Annotated in this window: 16 protein-coding genes; 13 read left to right on the top strand and 3 right to left on the bottom strand. The window is 67.0% G+C overall.

From position 1 onward, the window contains the following. Nucleotides 1-112 precede the first annotated feature (112 nt). The 7 genes from rpsA to WEE69_13540 all read left to right on the top strand — a co-directional run bounded on the left by rpsA (nt 113) and on the right by WEE69_13540 (nt 8,312). Entirely contained in the window at nt 113-1,444 is a 1,332-nt protein-coding gene (gene rpsA / locus WEE69_13570) for a 30S ribosomal protein S1 (GenBank protein MEX1146322.1), read from the top strand. A gap of 99 nt (nt 1,445-1,543) precedes the next feature. Next, nucleotides 1,544-2,260, top strand: a complete 717-nt coding sequence (gene cpaB / locus WEE69_13565; protein MEX1146321.1) for a Flp pilus assembly protein CpaB — start codon at nt 1,544-1,546, stop codon at nt 2,258-2,260. 5 nt (nt 2,261-2,265) lie between these two features. After that, entirely contained in the window at nt 2,266-3,483 is a 1,218-nt protein-coding gene (locus tag WEE69_13560) for a P-loop NTPase (protein ID MEX1146320.1), read from the top strand. 18 nt (nt 3,484-3,501) lie between these two features. Then, nucleotides 3,502-4,875: a CpaF family protein gene (locus WEE69_13555; GenBank protein ID MEX1146319.1), complete on the top strand. Its 1,374-nt coding sequence runs from the start codon at nt 3,502-3,504 to the stop codon at nt 4,873-4,875. After that, nucleotides 4,872-5,903, top strand: coding sequence for a type II secretion system F family protein (locus WEE69_13550; GenBank protein MEX1146318.1), 1,032 nt, complete (start codon nt 4,872-4,874; stop codon nt 5,901-5,903). Before WEE69_13555 ends, WEE69_13550 begins: the two co-directional genes overlap by 4 nt. A gap of 1 nt (nt 5,904) precedes the next feature. Beyond that, on the top strand, nt 5,905-6,816 hold the full coding sequence (locus tag WEE69_13545; GenBank protein MEX1146317.1) for a type II secretion system F family protein: 912 nt from the start codon (nt 5,905-5,907) through the stop codon (nt 6,814-6,816). A gap of 8 nt (nt 6,817-6,824) precedes the next feature. Next, nucleotides 6,825-8,312: a hypothetical protein gene (locus WEE69_13540; protein ID MEX1146316.1), complete on the top strand. Its 1,488-nt coding sequence runs from the start codon at nt 6,825-6,827 to the stop codon at nt 8,310-8,312. Between the two features lie 18 nt (nt 8,313-8,330). Here WEE69_13540 and WEE69_13535 read toward each other — a convergent pair whose 3' ends face one another. The 3 genes from WEE69_13535 to WEE69_13525 all read right to left on the bottom strand — a co-directional run bounded on the left by WEE69_13535 (nt 8,331) and on the right by WEE69_13525 (nt 9,627). Then, nucleotides 8,331-9,035 (bottom strand): HAD family hydrolase, encoded by a 705-nt coding sequence (locus WEE69_13535; GenBank protein ID MEX1146315.1) that lies wholly within the window; start codon nt 9,033-9,035, stop codon nt 8,331-8,333. 166 nt (nt 9,036-9,201) lie between these two features. Continuing rightward, the gene (locus WEE69_13530; GenBank protein ID MEX1146314.1) at nt 9,202-9,399 is read right to left on the bottom strand and encodes a Flp family type IVb pilin; all 198 of its coding nucleotides are present in this window, start codon (nt 9,397-9,399) and stop codon (nt 9,202-9,204) included. Between the two features lie 33 nt (nt 9,400-9,432). Then, nucleotides 9,433-9,627 (bottom strand): Flp family type IVb pilin, encoded by a 195-nt coding sequence (locus tag WEE69_13525; protein ID MEX1146313.1) that lies wholly within the window; start codon nt 9,625-9,627, stop codon nt 9,433-9,435. 277 nt (nt 9,628-9,904) lie between these two features. On the opposite strand from WEE69_13525, the gene coaE reads away from it, so the two are divergent. From coaE to WEE69_13495, 6 genes are all read left to right on the top strand, one after another. After that, nucleotides 9,905-10,606, top strand: a complete 702-nt coding sequence (gene coaE, locus WEE69_13520) for a dephospho-CoA kinase (protein ID MEX1146312.1) — start codon at nt 9,905-9,907, stop codon at nt 10,604-10,606. Then, nucleotides 10,545-12,563, top strand: a complete 2,019-nt coding sequence (gene uvrB / locus WEE69_13515; GenBank protein MEX1146311.1) for an excinuclease ABC subunit UvrB — start codon at nt 10,545-10,547, stop codon at nt 12,561-12,563. Before coaE ends, uvrB begins: the two co-directional genes overlap by 62 nt. Before the next feature lie 45 nt (nt 12,564-12,608). Continuing rightward, entirely contained in the window at nt 12,609-13,625 is a 1,017-nt protein-coding gene (locus WEE69_13510; GenBank protein MEX1146310.1) for a hypothetical protein, read from the top strand. A gap of 129 nt (nt 13,626-13,754) precedes the next feature. After that, nucleotides 13,755-16,610, top strand: coding sequence for an excinuclease ABC subunit UvrA (gene uvrA, locus WEE69_13505; protein ID MEX1146309.1), 2,856 nt, complete (start codon nt 13,755-13,757; stop codon nt 16,608-16,610). Nucleotides 16,611-16,615: 5 nt separating this feature from the next. Next, nucleotides 16,616-17,329, top strand: a complete 714-nt coding sequence (locus WEE69_13500) for a class I SAM-dependent methyltransferase (GenBank protein MEX1146308.1) — start codon at nt 16,616-16,618, stop codon at nt 17,327-17,329. Nucleotides 17,330-17,424: 95 nt separating this feature from the next. Continuing rightward, nucleotides 17,425-19,041: a hypothetical protein gene (locus tag WEE69_13495; protein MEX1146307.1), complete on the top strand. Its 1,617-nt coding sequence runs from the start codon at nt 17,425-17,427 to the stop codon at nt 19,039-19,041. Nucleotides 19,042-19,048 lie beyond the last annotated feature (7 nt).

Here is a 19,048-nt window from a genome sequence, read left to right as displayed (position 1 = left end):
GACGGGGAGCAACGGAAGCCCCGTCCCCGAGGTAACTGGGGAGCCCGCCGAAGCGGCGGCCCCCGAGGTAGGCACCACCCTCACCCAAGTTCGTGAGGACGACGCGCCGGTCGTGTTGGACGACCTCGGCGGGCAATCGTTCTCCGATGCGGTCGACGCGACGATCGTCGAGTTCGACGATGGTGACATCGTCCGCGGCACGGTCGTCAAGATCGACAGCGACGAGGTGCTGCTCGACATCGGCTACAAGTCCGAAGGTGTGATCCCGTCGCGGGAGCTCTCCATCCGCAACGACGTGGACCCCCACGAGGTCGTCACCCTCGACGAAGAGCTCGAAGCCCTCGTCCTTACCAAGGAGGACAAGGACGGCCGACTGATCCTCTCCAAGAAGCGCGCGCAATACGAGCGAGCCTGGGGAACGATCGAAGCGCTCAAGGACAAGGACGAGATCGTCTCGGGTCCCGTGATCGAGGTGGTCAAGGGCGGCCTCATCCTCGACATCGGACTCCGCGGGTTCCTGCCGGCCTCGCTGGTCGATCTCCGGCGCGTTCGCGACCTCCACCCCTTCGTCGGACGCACGCTCGAGTGCAAGATCATCGAGCTCGACAAGAACCGCAACAACGTGGTGCTGTCACGTCGCGCGTACCTCGAGGAGACACAGCGTGAGCAGCGTGACGAGTTCCTCGCGAACCTGAAGCCGGGGGAGGTCCGCAGCGGTGTCGTGTCGTCGGTTGTGAACTTCGGCGCGTTCGTCGACCTCGGCGGCATGGACGGCCTCGTCCATGTGTCGGAGCTCTCGTGGAAGCACGTCGACCACCCGAGCTCCGTGGTGCAGGTGGGTGACGAGGTCACCGTGCAGGTGCTCGACGTCGACCTCTCGCGCGAGCGGATCTCACTGTCCCTCAAGGCCACCCAGCAGGACCCCTGGCAGGAGTTTGCCGACGGCCACCAGGTCGGCGAGCTCGTGTACGGGCGAGTCACGAAGCTCGTGCCCTTCGGCGCCTTCGTGCAGGTCGGCGACGGCATCGAGGGCCTCGTCCACATCTCCGAGATGGCCGTCCACCATGTGGAGGCGCCGGAGCAGGTCGTCACCCCCGGCGAAGAGCTGTGGGTGAAGATCATCGACATCGACCTCGAGCGGCGACGCATCAGCCTCTCGATCAAGCAAGCCGCCGAAGGTGGCGTGGTGGCCGCCGAGTACCAGGAGCAGTTCGGCGAACACGCGTACGACGAGCACGGCAACTACGTCGGCGGCGACCCGGCCGGGGCCCCGGTCGCCGAAGCAGCTCCGGTCACGGAAGCCCCCGCCGCCGAGCCCGGCGAGGAGGCAGCGCCGGAGGCCTCGGCGGAGCCCGTGCCCGCGGCGGAGCCCGAGCCGGCAGCACAGCCGGAGCCGGTGGTCGAGGCCGAGCCGACGGCGTCTGAGGAGCCAGTCGAGGAGTAACCACGCCACCCCGGAAAGAGAAGGTTAAAGACCGGGGCGCCCACGGCCGACCATGAAGTCGGGAGGGCTGGGACCTTCCTGACTGAAAGGGCGCGACCCGTGGGCAACCGCCGCACCCTCATCGCGGCCGCTGCCATCGTGCTCGCGGCAGCTGCCGGATTCGCCGTCTTCGTCTATGTGTCTGGCGCCGACCAGCGTGCCGAGGATCAGGTCGAGCTCGTCGAGGCCTTCGTGGCAGCACAGGACATCCCCAAGGGGATGTCCGGCGACGCGGCTTTGGCAGAAGGGCTGATCACCGCAGATCGCGTGCTTCGAGGCTCGGTGCCGGCCGCGGCGGTCAAGGACTCAGGTCTGCTGAGCGGCAAGGTGGCCGCGTCGACGATCCAGGCCAAGCAGTTCATCACCGAGCAGAGCTTCGTCCAGCCCAGTGAGGGTGGCGGTGGCTCGCTCGCGTCGTCGATCGGCAGTGGCGACAAGGTGGCCGTGACGATCTCGGTCGATCCAGAGCGCGGTGTCGCCAACGCGATCGCTCCCGGTGACCGCGTCGACGTCCTCGTGGTCGACAACACCGGCGCAACCGTGATCCTCGAAGCCGTGAAGGTGTTGGCAGTCGGGCAAGAGACGGCGGCCAGCGCGGGTGGAACCGACGGGCAGCCGTCGCCGACCGCCGCCACGAGTGGGCTCATCACGTTCGAGCTCCGACCTGACGAGGCATTGGCGGTCGTGAGCGCCAACAAGAACGGAACGCTGTACCTGACGTTGCGTCCGCTCGCAGCATCGGGCGGCGATCGTTCGGTCTCGGCTTCGGGTCGGTAGCACCCGTGGCGCTGGAGCAAGGGAACGCGCCGGGGGCGGTGCCGGGGGTGTCGCGGTATGACGTCGCGGTCATCGAGCCCGATCCCCGCAGCCGAATGCGCCTCGGCACGCACCTTGCCGGCGCGGCACAGTTCGAGTCGATCGAGGAGCTCGTGCAGCATCTGCGGCCGGGTCGGGCGGTCGTCGCCGTCTTCGGTCCCGGCCTCGCAGTTCCTTACGGATTCCAGCAGGTGCATCGGCTCGTGGCCACGTATCCCGAGCTGGGCGCGGTCTTCGCGATCGAAGAGCTGTCGACGGCGATCCTGCAGGCGGCGCTGCGCGCCGGTGCGCGTGACACGGTGTCGGTGCAGGATGCCGTCGCGCTCGGGCAGTCCGTCGCTCGCGTCGGCGACCTCCTGACGGGGAGCTCGCCGCGCACGCCTGCGGTGGCCGAGCGGCGCGGCGCACGCGGTCGACTCGTGGCCGTGTTCTCGACCAAGGGTGGCGTGGGCAAGAGCACGGTGGCCATCAACGTCGCGGTCGCGATGGCCCGCAGGACGCAAGAGCGCGTCGCCCTCGTCGATGGTGACCTCCAGTTCGGTGATGTCGCCGTCCTCCTCGGCATCCCACCGCAGCACACCGTCCTCGATGCGGCGGCGACTGCACAGGTCGCTGATGCCGAGATGGTTCGAGCACTGTTGGTTCGGCACGACAGCGGGCTTCTCGTGTTGCCGGCCCCGACCGAGCCGGTCCTCGGTGCGCAGATGCCACCGGACGAGATGGTCAACCTGTGTGCGGCGCTCCAATCGTTGTGTGGCTACGTGCTCGTCGACCTGCCCACGCAGTTCGACGAGTACGTGCTCGCCGTTGTGGACGCGGCCGACGAGGTGCTGCTGATCGGGAGCATGGACATCCCGAGCGTCAAGAACCTCAAGATCGGCATCCAGGCGCTGGACCTCGCGGCCATCGCCGGGTCGAAGCTGCGGCTCGTCCTGAACCGAGCCAACACGCAGGTCAAGCTCGATGTGCGCGAGATCGAGCAAGTGCTGGGGATGCGAGCCGATTTCCCCATCCCGTCGGACATCTCGGTCCCGATGTCGGTGAATGCCGGTATTCCCGTCGTGGACTACGAGCCACGCAGCGCAGCGACGCGTGCGCTCGAGCACATCGCAGTCTCGTTGCTCGAACACGATACAGCGCCGGCCGAGAAGAAGCCGCGCCGACTCTGGCGCGCGAAGAAGTAGCGGAACAGGGGTGAACCGATGACCGTGCAGCAGCAACAGCCGCCGCCGGCGGGCCGGTGGCAAGGGGCGCAGCAGCCGAATCACGCCGTCCGCGCGCACGCGCTCGAGGATCTCCGCCAGAAGATGCACCAGTTCGTGATCCAGGAGCTGGGGCCGATCCTCTATGACCAGCGAGTCTCAGAGGCCGATCTCCGCAAGCAGGTGGAAGAGCAGCTGCACAAGGCGCTCGCGCAAGAACGGCTCGCGTTGCACACCAACGAGCGTCAGGCGCTGGTGCAGTCGGTCTTCGATGACGTGCTGGGCTACGGCCCGATTGACCGCCTCCTGCGTGAGCCGACGATCAACGAGGTGATGATCAACGGGCCAGACAAGGTGTTCGTCGAACGCGAGGGCAAGATCGTTCTCACCGACGTGCGCTTCGTCGACGAGAACCACCTGCGCCGGATCATCGACAAGATCGTGAGCCAGGTGGGTCGCCGGGTCGACGAGGCAACGCCCATGGTCGACGCCCGCCTGCCGGATGGCTCCCGGGTCAACGTCGTCGTGCATCCGCTCGCCATCGGCGGACCGTTCATGACCATCCGCCGTTTCGCCACCGACCCGTACCGCGTCGACGACCTGATCGCGATGTCAACGCTCACTGCGCAGACGGCCCACTTCATGGATGCGTGCGTGCGCGGCCGGCTCAACGTGGTGGTCAGCGGCGGAACCGGAACTGGGAAGACGACGCTGCTGAACGTGCTGTCGTCGTTCATCCCGGCCGACGAGCGCATCGTCACAATCGAGGACGCGAAGGAGCTCCAGCTCCAGCAGCCGCACGTGCTCTCGATGGAAGGTCGGCCGCCCAACATCGAGGGCAAGGGCGAGGTGAGGATCCGAGACCTGGTCCGCAACTCGCTGCGCATGCGCCCCGATCGCATCGTCGTCGGTGAGGTCCGTGGCGCCGAGTCGCTCGACATGCTCCAAGCGATGAACACGGGCCACGACGGCTCGCTCACGACCGTTCACTCGAACTCGCCTCGCGACACGTTGTCGCGCGTCGAGACCATGGCCCTGATGGCCGGAATGGACCTGCCGGTTCGCGTGATCCGGGAGCAGATGGCCTCCGCGCTCGATCTCATCGTTCACCTCAGTCGACTTCGTGACGGCACACGACGCGTCACCCACATCAGCGAGGTCATGGGCATGGAAGGTGACGTGATCGTGCTCCAAGACCTCTACCTCTTCGACTACGGCATGGGCTTCGACGAAGAGGGCAAGTTCCTCGGCCAGCTCAAGAGCACAGGCATCCGCCCGAGCGTCGGCGACCGGCTGGCCAACTACGGGATCACACTCGACGCGTCGCTGTTCGCCGGGGACCCGTTCACTCGCCGAGGCGGCGCGAAGCGATGAGCCCGCAGAGCATCGTCTCAGTCGTGGCCGTCGACGCTGGCGACTCCACGCTGCGGCTCGTCATCGCGATCCTCATGGCGGCCGCGATCCTCGCGATGGCACTCGCGTGGATGCTCATCGGGGGAGACCATCGCAGCGGGCTCGAGAAGCGACTCTCGGGGTTCGGTCTGGAAGAGGCGGGTCCTGACCCGGGCGTGCCCGGGCCGCGTGGCGAGCAGAACCTGGCCGAGACGCGTCTCATGCAAGAGGTGGTGGGGTTCACGGGCCGGCTCGCGGCTCGCGTGGGTCTGCTGAACCGGGTCGAGGACAAGCTCGAGCAAGCCGACCTCCCACTCCGTCCGCCAGAAGCGGTGTTCTTCTATCTGGCCGGCGCGTCTGTCGTGTTCTTGTTCTCGTTGCTCATGTTCCCGACGCCGATGGTGCTCGGGTTGACGATCGCGGCGGTGATCGGCCCGATCGCCTGGCTCGAGCTGCGCCGCAAGCGGCGGCTGCGCCGGTTCGAGACGCAGCTTCCCGACGTGCTGAACCTTCTGGCCGGATCGATGCGTGCAGGCTTCTCGTTCGCGCAAGGGCTCGAAGCGGTGGCCGAAGAAGCATCGGAGCCGTCACGGCGCGAATTGCAACGCGCGTTCGCGGAGAGCCGACTCGGCCGCCCCATCGAGGACGCGCTCGAGGACTCGGCAAACCGCATGCACAGCATCGACCTCATGTGGGCCGTGATGGCGATCCGGATCCAGCGCGAGGTGGGCGGAAACTTGGCCGAGCTCCTCGACACCGTGGCGCGCACGATGACCGAACGCGAACGGCTCAAGCGGGAGATCATGTCGCTCACCGCTGAGGGGCGCTTGTCGGGATGGATCCTTGGGATCTTCCCGCCGCTCTTCGGCGGTGTGCTCTATCTCATCCAGCCCGACTACATGTCAGTGCTCTTCTCGAGCTCGCTCGGCGTGCTGGCCGTCATCGTGTCGGCCGTCATGGCCTGCTTCGGGTTTGCGTGGCTCCGGAAGATCATGGCGATCGAGGTCTGACGTGGAACCACTGCTGATTGCCGGTATCGCGGGCGGCGCCGTGCTGCTCATCGGGTTCCTGATGTCCACGGTCGTCGTCGAACGGGCCGAGGTCCGCGACTCGCTGCGCCGACTCGAGGGCTACCAGATCCAGGACGTGCGCGACCAGGAGATGCTGGCGCCGATCAGCGAGCGCGTCATCGCGCCCGTGCTCGAAGGTCTCTCAGGGTTGACCGGGCGCTTCACGCCACAGGGGTATCGAGAGAACGTCGCCCACAAGCTTGTCTTGGCGGGCAACTCGACCCTCAACGTGGACCAAGTGCTCGTATTCAAGCTGCTCGGTCTCATGTCGGGCCTGATCTGGCTACCGCTCATCCTTGTGTTGATCGGGCTGGGCGGCCTGTTCGGCTTGATGATCTCGCTGTTCCTCTGGTTCGCGTCATTCATGTTCGCCGACGTGTATCTGTCGCGCGGCATCGAAAAGCGCCAGCACGAGATCGCGGTGCAGCTCCCCGACGTCCTCGACCTGCTCGTGATCTCTGTGGAAGCCGGGCTCGGTTTCGAGCAGGCATTGGAGCGCACGACGACGGCAGTCCCCGGCGCGCTGTCCGATGAGTTCCGACGCATGCTGCGGGAGACCCGCATCGGCGCGACGCGAGCTGAGGCCTTGCGAGCGATGGACGAGCGGTGCGACGTCTCCGAGCTGCGCACGTTCATCCTCGCGATGCTCCAAGCCGACACGTTCGGCGTGTCGGTGTCTCGCTTGCTGCGCTCGCAGGCCGACGAGATGCGTGTGCGCCGCCGTCTGCGGGCCCAGGAGAAGGCGCAGAAGGCGCCGGTCAAGATGCTCTTCCCGCTTGTGTTCTGCATCTTCCCGTCGATCTTCGTGGTGATCCTCGGGCCGGCGATGATCTCGCTGGCCAGGAGCCTCTGAGTCCACCCGTGGCGACGCTCGCGCCGCCGCGCGCCATCGAACCGCGAGCGGCCAAGCCGCCGAGCCGGACGCGGCGGCACCGTCTGCGGCCCCCGGGCCTCGACACGCTCTTCACTGCGGTCTTCGCGCTCTTCGGATGGGGCGTCGGGATCGAACGCCTCTCCGACAACTCGTTCTTCTGGCATCTCAAGACCGGCGGGCTCATCCTCGATCACGGGATCCCACACGCGGACCCGTTCTCGTACACCGCCCACGGAACGGACTGGGTCGCGCAATCATGGCTGGCGGAGCTCCTGTACGGCGCCGTGGATCGCAGCTTCGGCGCGTTCGGTCTGCGCATCATGGGTGGGCTCGTCGGCATCACGATCGCCGTGCTGGCATTTCGGCTGGCGCTGCGCATCGCGGGCGAGCGCATGCGCGCGTCGCTGCTCACGGTGGCCGCGCTCGGCAGCTTGTACACGATCTGGTCGGAGCGGCCGCTGCTCCTGGGTGTCGTCTTCCTCCTACTCGTGCTGTGGGTGGTGGAAGTCCCCACCTCGGTGCTCGGCCGTCGCCCGCTCATCGCGCTGCCGTTGATCTTCTGGCTCTGGGCCAACGTTCACGGAACGTTCGCGCTCGGCTTCGTGTACCTCGGGCTCCACCTCGTCGGCCGGTGGCTCGACGGCCATCGGCCGTGGGCAGACCGAGAGCGCACGCTGCTCGCCGGAAGCGTGCTCGCATCCATCGCCACGTTCGCCAACCCGTACGGGCTTTCGCTCGTCCTCTTCCCTGTTGACCTCTTGCGTCGTGGGGATGTGCTGCGCAACGTGATCGAGTGGTCGTCTCCTGACTTCCACCATGTGCGTGGGTACGCGTACGCCCTGTGGATCGTGGTGTTCGCCGCGATCGCCGCCCGGGCCGCGAACCGAATGTCCCGCCGCGATCTGCTCGTCGCGGTGCCGTTCCTCCTGCTCGGCTTGTGGGCGCTCCGCAACATCGCGCTCGCGCCCCTTGTCGGCCTTCCGATCGCAGCTCGAGCTGTCGCGGTGACGCGGTCGTCGCGTCCGGATCCCCGCCGCGCGCTCGGCTTCGGGGTGGTTGCCGTGCTCGGCGTCCTGGCGCTGGCCATCGGTGTGCGGTCGGCCGGTCAACCCGACTTCGCGCTCGACTCTTACCCGGTCCGAGCCATCGATGCCGTTGAACGCCAGGGACTCCTCGGACGCCGCCTGCTCGTCGACGACGCCGACGGCGGCTACCTGATTCTGAGGTCGTGGCCGAAGCAGAGGGTGTTCTTCGACGACCGCTTCGACATGTACCCGCTGGGCGTCATCAATGACTTCACCACGGTCTCCACCGGCCAACCCGGCTGGCGCGAGGTGCTTGCAGACCGTGATGTAGAGGTCGTCGTCTGGGAGCGCACCCGAGTCCTCACCCAACTCCTCCGTCAAGACGACACCTGGCGTGCGACGTATCACGACAAGGACTACGTCGTGTTCGTCCGTGCCGACATCCCGTAGCGGTCGAGGGCTTCTGCGTCAGGGCGACGCGTTGAGCTCCGTCACGAGCGGGACGATCTCGGCGAACGAACGGATCCGGGGGTGTGGAAGATTGGGGTGCGCGTCGTAGGGATCGATGAGGAAAGGTCTGATGCCTGCGGCCATGGCACCGGCGACGTCTGCTGCGGGTGTGTCACCGACATGGATCGTGACCGTTGGTTCGATGCCGAGGTGCGCAAGGGCATGTTCGAAGATGCGCGGGTCCGGCTTCTCGTATCCGATGATCGCCGAGTCGAACACCGCCGCGACCGTCGGTAGTGGGCCGGGACCGACCTGACAGATGCCGAGGCCACGAAGCAGGTCTTCGGCATACCCGCCCGAGTTGGTGACGATCGCGATGGTGACGCCGATCGAGTCGAGAGCACGAAGAGTCTCGGTGGCGCCCGGCACGACCGATGTGAACATCGGCGCATGCAAGAACTCGTCGGAGAGTGCGTCCACCGCATCCTCGAGCATCGTGTCTGGAACTGCGCACTCCTTCGCGTAGGCGTAGTGGTACGGCATGAACGCGCCGCGGTCTCCTTCGGCAACCCGATTCAGCGCGGCGACGCCTGCGTAGTGACCCCGCGTGACCGCAGCAAGGTCGGCGGACACTCCGAACGGAGCGAGGATGGCCGCCACCCGATCTGGGTCGGGCACCACCAAGACGCCGCCAGCGTCGACCAGTACGGCTTCGACCCGCATGGCGGCGACCATACCGTCACGGTCCCGCGGTGCTCCGTGTGGGTCGGCATGAGTCATCCTCGGCACCGCGCGTCCGCCTCGAGGCGTCACCACGCGACCGGTAGACGCGAAGAAGGCCGGGGGCTTGCGCCTCCGGCCTTCTTGCTGACTGCTCGTCGCAGCCGGGCTACGGGTTGGGCGTGTTGCTCAACCTGCTGCCGGCGTTGTCGAAGGATCCCGAGAGCTCGCCGCTCATGAACATCACTGCCGCAATCACGGCCAGTGCGATGAGGCTGACCAGGAGGATGTACTCCACCAGGTTGGCCCCGTGTTCATCGCGGGTGAGGCTCGCCGAGAGCCAGCTTCGGATCATGAACAGGTTCACGAGGAAACCCCTTTCGACCTAGGTCAGAAGGGGTCAGTTCCCGTTGCTGCTCAGCTTGCTGCCGGTCTCGTTGAACTTGTCGCTCACCTGACCACGCAGGAAGACGACAGCCGCGATTACGGCAAGGGCGATGAGAGCCACCAGGAGGATGTACTCCACCAGGTTGGCGCCCCGCTCGTCCTTCGTGAACCTGGACTGAAGCCAGGTCTTGAGCACGAAGAGGTTCATGATGCCCCTTTCGGGTGTTGGAGGCCGGTGCCCAGTTGAACCGACCAGGAGCAATATCGGCACTCTTTGTGGTCGCGCTTGAACACCCTCCGTGAACCTTTACCTGACCTCCCCTTTACCTTTCCGCTTCGATGGCTCGCTGTGGGCCGGGAACCAAGCCATCGGGCGACTCCGCAGACTCCGTCGCCTGGGTGCCGAGCGGCACAGCCCCTCGTCGCCCGGTCCCACGGGGGCTCGCTCGCTGACCGCCCTCCTGAAGGCCCGTAGCCTCACAGGCGTGCTGCTGGTGGGGCTGACGGGGGGGATCGGATCGGGCAAATCTACGGTCGCCGAGCTCCTGGTCGCCCGGGGCGCCTGGATCGTGGATGCCGACGCCGTGGCCCGAGCCGTGGTCGAGCCAGGGATGCCTGCCCTCGAGCAGCTCGTCGATCGCTTCGGCACCGAGATCCTCGATGCTGACGGCCGGCTCGATCGGCCGGCGCTCGGGCGGATCGCCTTCGCCGACGAGCAGTCGCGGAAGGACTTGGAGGGAATCACCCACCCGGCCATCAACGAGGAGTTCACGCGGCGCGTCCTGGAGGCGCCCAAAGGGTCGATCGTCGTGTGCGACGTGCCGCTCCTCGTGGAGTCCACGCAAGCTGGTTCTCGCGGTTACAGGGTCGTGCTGGTGGTCGAGGCGCCGCGCGAGGTGAAGCTTGCTCGGCTCGAAGCGCGTGGGATGCCCCGAGTCGATGCCCAAGCGCGGATGGAGGCGCAGGCCACCGATGAGGAGCGCCGCGAAGTCGCGACGCATCTGATCGACAATTCGGGCGACCGAGACCACCTCGAGCGCCAGGTCGACGCGATCTGGGCCGACCTCGTCCACAGGAACGCGGAGACCGGAAAGGAGCGTCGTACCCTGTCAGTACGATCATGGGGTGCCGCCTTTCGAGCTCGTCTCCGACTTCGCGCCCGCGGGGGACCAGCCGGAGGCGATTGACAAGCTCGTCGCCGGGCTCGAAGCAGGGGAGCGCTTTCAAACGCTGCTCGGCATCACCGGCTCAGGAAAGTCGTTCACGATCGCCGGAGTGATCGCGCGTGCGCAGCGTCCGACGCTCGTGCTCGCACCCAACAAGAGCCTCGCCGCGCAGCTCGCGAGCGAGTTCCGCGAGTTCTTCCCGAAGAACCGCGTCGAGTATTTCGTGTCGTACTACGACTATTACCAGCCCGAGGCATACATGCCGACGACTGACACGTACATCGAGAAGGACTCGTCGATCAACGACGAGATCGACCGGCTTCGTCACTCTGCGACCAGCGCACTCATGTCCCGCCGCGACGTGCTCATCGTTGCGTCGGTCTCCGCGATCTACGGCCTTGGTGCACCGGACGAGTACGAGCGCCAGTGCCTCATCCTCGACAAGGGTGAGCAACGAGAGCAACGCGCGATCCTCGGCCGGCTCGTCGAGCTGCAGTACGAGCGCAACGACTACGACTTCGCCCGCAACAAGTTCCGGGTGCGCGGCGACACCATCGAGGTGTTCCCTGCATATGAGGAGCGGGCGATCCGCATTCAGCTCTTCGGAGACGAGGTGGAGCGCATCGCCTCGGTCGACCCGTTCACCGGCGAAGTGGTCGAGGAGCTCGACCGACTCGTCATGTTCCCGGCATCGCACTACGTCACGTCGGAGCCGCGGATGCGCACCGCCATCGATGGGATCGAAGCCGAGCTCGCGCACCGGCTCGCCGTCCTGGAGAAGGAGGGCAAGCTGCTCGAAGCGCAGCGGCTGCGCATGCGCACCAACTACGACCTCGAGATGCTCCGCGAGGTGGGCTCGTGCTCGGGCATCGAGAACTACTCGCGCCACCTCGACGGTCGGGCAGCAGGCCAGATGCCCTTCACGTTGCTCGACTACTTCCCCGCCGACTTCCTCATGGTGCTCGACGAGTCGCACGTGGCGGTGCCGCAGCTGCACGGGCAGTACGAGGGCGACAAGTCGCGCAAGGACACACTCGTGGACCACGGGTTCCGCCTCCCATCGGCCCTCGACAACCGTCCCCTTCGCTTCAACGAGTTCACGGAGAAGGTCGGCCAGGTCGTGTTCCTGTCGGCCACGCCGAGCCCGTATGAGCTCGAGATCTCCGGGCAGGTGGTGGAGCAGATCGTGCGCCCCACCGGGCTCGTGGATCCCGAGGTGATCGTCAAGCCGACACGCGGACAGATCGACGATCTCGTCGCCGAGATTCGTGAGCGCGAGGAGCGAGGGCAGCGCGTCCTCGTCACCACGCTCACCAAGAAGATGTCCGAGGATCTCACCGATTATCTCCTCGAGCTCGACGTTCGCGTGCGCTATCTCCACAGCGAGGTCGACACCCTCGAGCGCGTCGAGATCCTGCGTTCGCTCCGACTCGGGGAGTTCGACGTGCTCGTCGGGATCAACCTGCTGCGTGAGGGCCTCGACCTGCCCGAGGTCTCGCTCGTCGCCATCCTCGATGCCGACAAGGAAGGGTTCCTGCGCTCCTCGACCTCGCTCATCCAGACGATGGGGCGTGCGGCGCGCCACGTCGACGGTCAGGTGATCATGTACGCCGACCAGGTCACCGACTCGATGCGGCACGCGATCTCGGAGACCAACCGACGCCGCAAGGCGCAGGTCGAGTACAACACCGAACACGGCATCGACCCGCAGTCGATCCGCAAGAGCGTCACCGACATCCTCGCGATGGTCCGCGCCCGTGACGGTGGCGACGATGGTGCTGCGTCGCGCGGCCGGGGGCGTCGACGTCGGTCTGCGGTCTTCGAGCTGACTGGCGTGCCGCCCGACGAGCTCGGCCGCCTCATCCAGTCACTCCAAGAGGAGATGCACGAAGCGTCCAAGGAGCTGCGCTTCGAAGAGGCGGCCCGCCTGCGCGACGAGATCACCGAGCTCAAGCGTGAGCTGAAAGCAGTCAGCTGACCGAGGTCACCGCCCGGCTCCCGCGCCGGTGGCACACTCTGCGCAATGGCGCGGCCTCGTCTCTTTCCACGCTTCTCGGTCCGTAGCGTCGATCTGGGTCGCTGCCTCGACACCTTTCTCGTGGTGGCCGTGGCGTCGGTGCTCGGGAACCGGATCTTCCTCATCATCACGGGGTATCCGCAGCTTGGCAACGGGACGCTGCACATCTCGCACGCCATCTGGGGCGCGCTGATGATGGCGATCGCGATCATCTCGGCCGTCACCTTCCTCGGGCCCGCGACCCGCAGCTTCGTAGCGTTCCTCGGCGGAGCCGGCTTCGGGTGGTTCATCGACGAGCTCGGCAAGTTCATCACCCGCGACGTGAACTACTTCTTCGAACCGACCTTCGCGCTCATGTACATCACGTTCGTGACCATGTATCTGGTGTTCCGCTCGTTGGAGCGTCGTAGGTACGGTCCCGACGAGGGTCTGCTCAACGGACTCGAAGCGCTCAAGTCGGCCGCGCTCGGCCAGCTGCGCGAGCCGCAACGCCGTGAGGCGATCGCGCTGTTTGACCGAACCGGCCCGACCGGTCCGATCGCCGACCAGGTGCGCGTGCTACTGGACGACGCCCCCGCGCTGCCGCCTCGACCTCCGTCGTGGCCAGCGCGTGTCGCGGCGGCGGTGCGGTCGCGCTATCTCTCTCTCGCCGGGCTTCGCTGGTTCCCGACCGCGATCAATTCGCTCTTCGTGGTGTTTGCCGTCATCGAGGTGACCGGCGTGGTCGAGCTCGGCCGCGACGGCCGGGGCATCGTGACGTTCGCCGAGTGGGTCACGGTCGTGAGCTCGGTCGCGGTCGCCGTGAACCTCGGCATCGGCGTGGTCGTCCTGCCCCGATCTCGTGTGGCCGCGTACCGGTGGTTCGACCGCGGCCTCCTCGTACACCTGTACGTGGTTCAGATCTTCGTGTTCGCGGAGAAGCAGCTCGCGGGGGCGATCAGCCTGGTCGTGACCCTCGCGGTCTGGGTGCTGCTCCGGAGCGCGATGCGAGCCGAGCGCGACGAGGCCGCGCTGGCCGCCTGAGCGGTCGGATCGGGAGCCGAACATCCGTTCGCCCGAGGGGTCCCTTGGGTACGCTCGCCGGATGGAGCAGTCGAGCGTCCCGCAGGGCGGCGGCGGGTATCCCGCCGCCGAGCGAGCGCGACCAGCGTGATGACAGAGCACGGTCTCGGGCACTCGATCACGATCCGAGGAGCCCGTGAGCACAACCTGAAGAACGTCGACCTGTCGCTGCCACGCGACCGGCTGATCGTATTCACCGGCATCTCCGGCTCAGGCAAGTCGTCGCTTGCGTTCGACACGATCTACGCAGAAGGCCAGCGCCGGTACGTCGAGTCGCTCTCGGCGTACGCCAGACAGTTCCTCGGGCAGATGGACAAGCCCGACGTCGACTTCATCGAGGGGCTCTCGCCGGCGATCTCGATCGATCAACGGTCGGCGTCACGTAACCCGCGGTCCACGGTCGGCACCATCACCGAGGTCTACGACTACCTCAGGTTGCTCTACGCGCGCATCGGCGTGCCGCACTGTCCAACCTGTGGCCGCGTCATCACGCGCCAGACGCCGCAGCAGATCGTCGATCGGGTGCTCGAGCTTCCCGACGACACCCGCTTCCAGGTCCTGGCACCGGTCGTGCGTGGCCGCAAGGGGGAGTACGAGGGCCTGCTCAAAGAGCTGGCATCGCAGGGCTTCACGCGCGCCCGCGTCGACGGAGAGCTCCATGAGCTCGGTGAGCAGCTGCGTCTCGCGCGTTACGAGCAGCACACGATCGAGGTCGTCGTGGACCGACTGGTCAACAAGGCGGGCATCGAGCGCCGCCTCACCGACTCGCTGGAGACGGCACTGCGCCTCGCGGAAGGTGTCGCCGAGGTCGAGATCGTGCCGCGAGCAGGCGAGGACGCGGCGGAGACGCTGACGTTCTCGGAACACCTCGCCTGCACGCACTGCGGTGTGTCGTTCGACGAGCTCGCACCGCGCAACTTCTCCTTCAACACCCCGTATGGGGCGTGCGAGCGCTGCGACGGCCTCGGCACGCGCTTCGAGGTGGACGCCGAGCTCGTCGTCCCCGACGACGACCTCTCGCTGGCCGACGGCGCGATCGCGCCATGGTCGGGGTTCCGCAGCCGCTACTTCGACCGGGTCCTCGAAGCAGTTGCCGAGGAGTTCGGTTTCGACACTGAGACACCCTGGAAGAAGCTCGGCAAGCGCGCTCGCAACGCCGTGCTCCTCGGTACGGGCGACCGCGCCGTGCACGTGACGTACCGGAACCGGTACGGACGACAACGCTCGTACCACACGGCCTTCGAAGGCGTGATTCCGTGGCTCGAGCGGCGTCACTCCGATGCCGAGAGCGACCGCCAGCGCGAGCAGATCGAGGGTTACATGCGCGAGGTGCCGTGCCCGGCGTGCCACGGCGCGCGTCTTCGGCCCGCGTCGCTCGCGGTGACGATCGCCGACAAGAGCATCTATGAAGTGGGTGAGCTCTCGATCTCGCGCGCCGCGGCGTTCCTCGGGTCGCTCGAGCTCTCGGAACGGGACCGGCTCATCGCTGAACGCGTGGTCAAGGAAGTCAACGAGCGACTCCGCTTCCTGCTCGATGTCGGGCTCGACTACCTCAACCTCAACCGCTCGTCCGCCACGCTCGCGGGTGGCGAAGCGCAACGGATCCGGCTTGCGTCCCAGGTCGGCAGTGGTCTGGTCGGCGTTCTGTACGTCCTCGACGAGCCGTCGATCGGGCTCCACCAGCGCGACAACCGCCGGCTCATTGACACCCTGATCCGTCTCCGAGACCTCGGGAACACCGTGATCGTCGTCGAGCACGACGAGGAGACGATCCGCGTCGCCGACCATGTGGTCGACATCGGCCCCGGAGCCGGCGAGCACGGTGGTGAGATCGTCGCATCTGGCCCGCTCGACATGGTCCTGGCGGAGCCGCGATCGCTGACCGGTCAGTATCTGACCGGAGCGCGCACCATTCCGGTTCCCGACCGGCGCCGACCACCCGGTGACGCTTGGCTCATCGTCCGCGACGCGCACGCGCACAACCTCCAGGGGATCGACGCGGGCTTCCCAGTGGGCTGCTTCGTCGCGGTCACGGGCGTGAGCGGAAGCGGCAAGTCAACGCTCGTGAACGACATCCTCTACCACGCGCTCATGCAGCGCATCTATCGGTCGAAGACGGTGCCGGGTCGGCACAAGACGCTTGAGGGTGCCGAACACCTCGACAAGGTCATCCTCATCGACCAGTCACCGATCGGCCGCACGCCTCGATCCAACCCGGCGACGTACACGAGCATGTTCGACAAGGTGCGCGCGCTGTTCGCGGCCACGCAGGAGGCCAAGGTACGCGGCTACCTGCCCGGCCGGTTCTCGTTCAATGTCAAGGGTGGTCGGTGTGATGCGTGCGCGGGTGACGGCACGATCAAGATCGAGATGCATTTTCTGCCGGACGTATACGTACCCTGTGAGGTATGCAAAGGCGCGCGTTACAACCGCGACACGCTCGACATCACGTTCAAGGGCAAGAATGTGGCCGAGGTCCTCGACATGTCGATCGAAGAGGCACTCGAGTTCTTCGCCAACCAACCCACGATTGCGCGCCACCTCGAGTGCCTCAACGCGGTGGGTCTCGGCTACGTGAGGCTCGGCCAGCCTGCACCCACGTTGTCGGGTGGTGAGGCTCAGCGCGTGAAGCTCGCGTCCGAGCTCGGCAAGCGCGCCACGGGTCGAACCATCTACATGCTTGACGAGCCCACCACCGGTCTGCACTTCGAAGACGTGCGTCGGTTGCTCGGCGTGCTCCAGCGTCTCGTCGACCTGGGCAACACGGTGCTCGTGATCGAGCACAACCTCGACGTGATCAAGTCGGCCGACTGGATCGTCGACCTCGGCCCCGAGGGCGGCGACGCCGGTGGGCTGGTGGTCGCCGAAGGCCCGCCCGAGCACGTCGCGAAGACCCCCGAGAGCCACACGGGCCGCTTCCTCGCGCCCCTCTTCGACCTCGACTGACCCGAGTGAGCGAGTGGGAGGAGCATGCGGGGTGGTGGCAGCACCACTTCACGGACGGCGCCGATCCCGAGTACGAGGAGCAGATCCTCCCGATCGCGGATGAGTACCTCTCGGCGGCGACGCGTGTGCTCGACATCGGATGTGGCGAGGGACAGCTCGCACGGCGTGCCGTCGCTCATGGCGCCTGGACGGTCGGCATCGATCCCACGGCCGCACAGCTTGTGACCGCGGGCGAACGCGGGGGAGGTGTGGAGTACGTCCGTGGCTCCGCCGAGGTGCTGCCCTTCGGGTCGGGGAGCTTCGATGCGGTCGTGATCTGCCTCACGCTCGAGCACCTCGATCCGTTCGAGCCGGCGGTCCACGAGGTGGCCCGGGTCCTGGCGCCCGGCGGCGCATTCGCCTGCTTCCTGAACCACCCGCTGCTCCAGGCCCCGGGGAGCGGCTGGATCGACGACCACATCCTCGAGGAGCAGTACTGGCGGATCGGGCCGTATCTCCGTGATGACGTGGCCATGGAGGAGGTCGCCCCCGGCGTGAGGTTGCCCTTCATGCACCGCCCGTTGAGCCGATACATCAACGTGATGTCGGAGTGCGGGCTCCTCGTCGAGCGCATGGACGAGCCGCCGCCCCCGTCGGGTTTCCTCGCCCAGGCGCCCGAATATCCGGAAGCGGCGACCATCCCACGACTGCTGTCGATACGCGCCCGCAAGCTGTCGTGAGCGTCGCGGCGCCGCCGCGCTGTGAGGCCGCCTCGCTTGCTCCGTCTCGGGCAAGCGGACGCTCGAGCTCGACCTTGCGCGTGGTCGGTGCAGTGTTGGCACTGCTGTGCATCTACGGCGCGCTCTCCCTGCTGAACGACCACCGAGGGACCCTCGGAACCGACACCGGCGGAAAGCTTGCGACCCTTCGAGCAATGGAGGCGCGCGGGAACCTCGACCCCGATCTCGGTTACTGGGCCGAGCGGTACGACCGCGACGGGAGCTTGCACGCGCTCTTCTCCACCGAGCGCGTCGGAGACCGGTGGGTGAATATCACGACGCTTCCGATGTTGTACGCGGCGTATCCCCTGTACGAAGTGGGCGGCCTGCACGCGATCTTGCTGCTGCCCATGCTCGGTGCAGTGCTCACAGCCCTCGGTGCACGTGCGCTCGCCCGTCGCCTCGGCGGCGGTGACGGATGGTGGGCCTTCTGGGCCGTTGGTTTGGCGACGCCCATCGCGGTGTACGCGCTCGACTTTTGGGAGCACGCACTCGGCGCGGGTTTGATCCTGTGGGGAGCGGTGATGCTCCTCGACGTCTACGAGTCGCGGGCCGGGTGGCGCGGCGGTCTCACCGCCGGGACCCTGTTCGGGCTAGCCGCAACGATGCGCACCGAGGCACTGGTGTACGTCGTAGTCCTCACGCTGCTGGTGGCATTGACCCGTGGACCCGGCGGTCACCCGCGATCTGTTCGGCGAGTCGCGTCGATCGGGACCCCGGTGGCCACGGGTCTCGTCGGAGTCCTCGTCGCGAACCAGGTGCTCGAGCGCCTCACGCTCGACACTGGCCTGCGCGCCGCGCGCGCGGGTGGCACGGCGACGCAAGCGGCCGGCGATCTCGGTGTTCGTGTGCACGAGGCAGTGACGACCACGATCGGTCTCAGCCGCTTCTCGCGTCCGCTCGACTGGATCCTCGGCGCGGCAATCGTGATTGCGCTCGCGCTCGTCACGCGCGCCCTTCTTCAGACCGGTGATCGTGCGCGACGGGTCGCAATGGTCGCTGTGGCAATCGCCGCTGTGCTGTACGCGGTGCGATTCGCCGACGGTGTTGGCTTCGTCCCCGGCCTGCTGACGGCGTCACCGTTGGCTGTGGCTGGACTGGCGCTGTGTGGGCGAGAGCCCGGCACGCAGCGGCTTGCGTTGGCCGCGGTCGCGCCACTTCCACTCGTGTGGCTCGTCCAGTTCTCGGGTGGTGCCGGTCCACAATGGGGTGGGCGGTACGTGCTCAGCACGGGGTTGCTGCTCGCTGTCGTTGGCGTGGTTGGCGCGCGCCACGCCGGGCGGGTCGCGGCAGCTGTCGTCGTTGTTGTCGGACTCGCGGTGACGGGGTGCGGCGTGGCCTGGCTCTCGGTCCGCTCACATGCCGTGGCCGACGCGATGCAGCAGCTGGTCGCCCGCCACGACGAAGCCGTGCTCTCGCAGGAGGCGCACCTGCTGCGCGAGGGCGGCGCCTTCTACGAGGGCGATCTCCAGTGGCTCACCGCGACCAACGACCAGCAGATGAACGAGGCGATCCGTGTGTTGCGGAGGGCCGATGTCACCCAGGTGGCGGTCATCACCCCCCGGGGAGGGCGCCGGCCCAACGCCCTCGGTCCCTTCCAGCGAAAAGGCTCCGAGGTGCTCGAGCTGCTTCCTGGCGTGGAGTTCTCTGTCACGACCTACCGGCACGCCTAGGCGCGAG

This window comes from Acidimicrobiia bacterium, from assembly GCA_040881685.1.
GTDB lineage: Bacteria > Actinomycetota > Acidimicrobiia > IMCC26256 > PALSA-555 > SHVJ01.
This window is presented reverse-complemented; position numbering and strand designations above follow the sequence as displayed.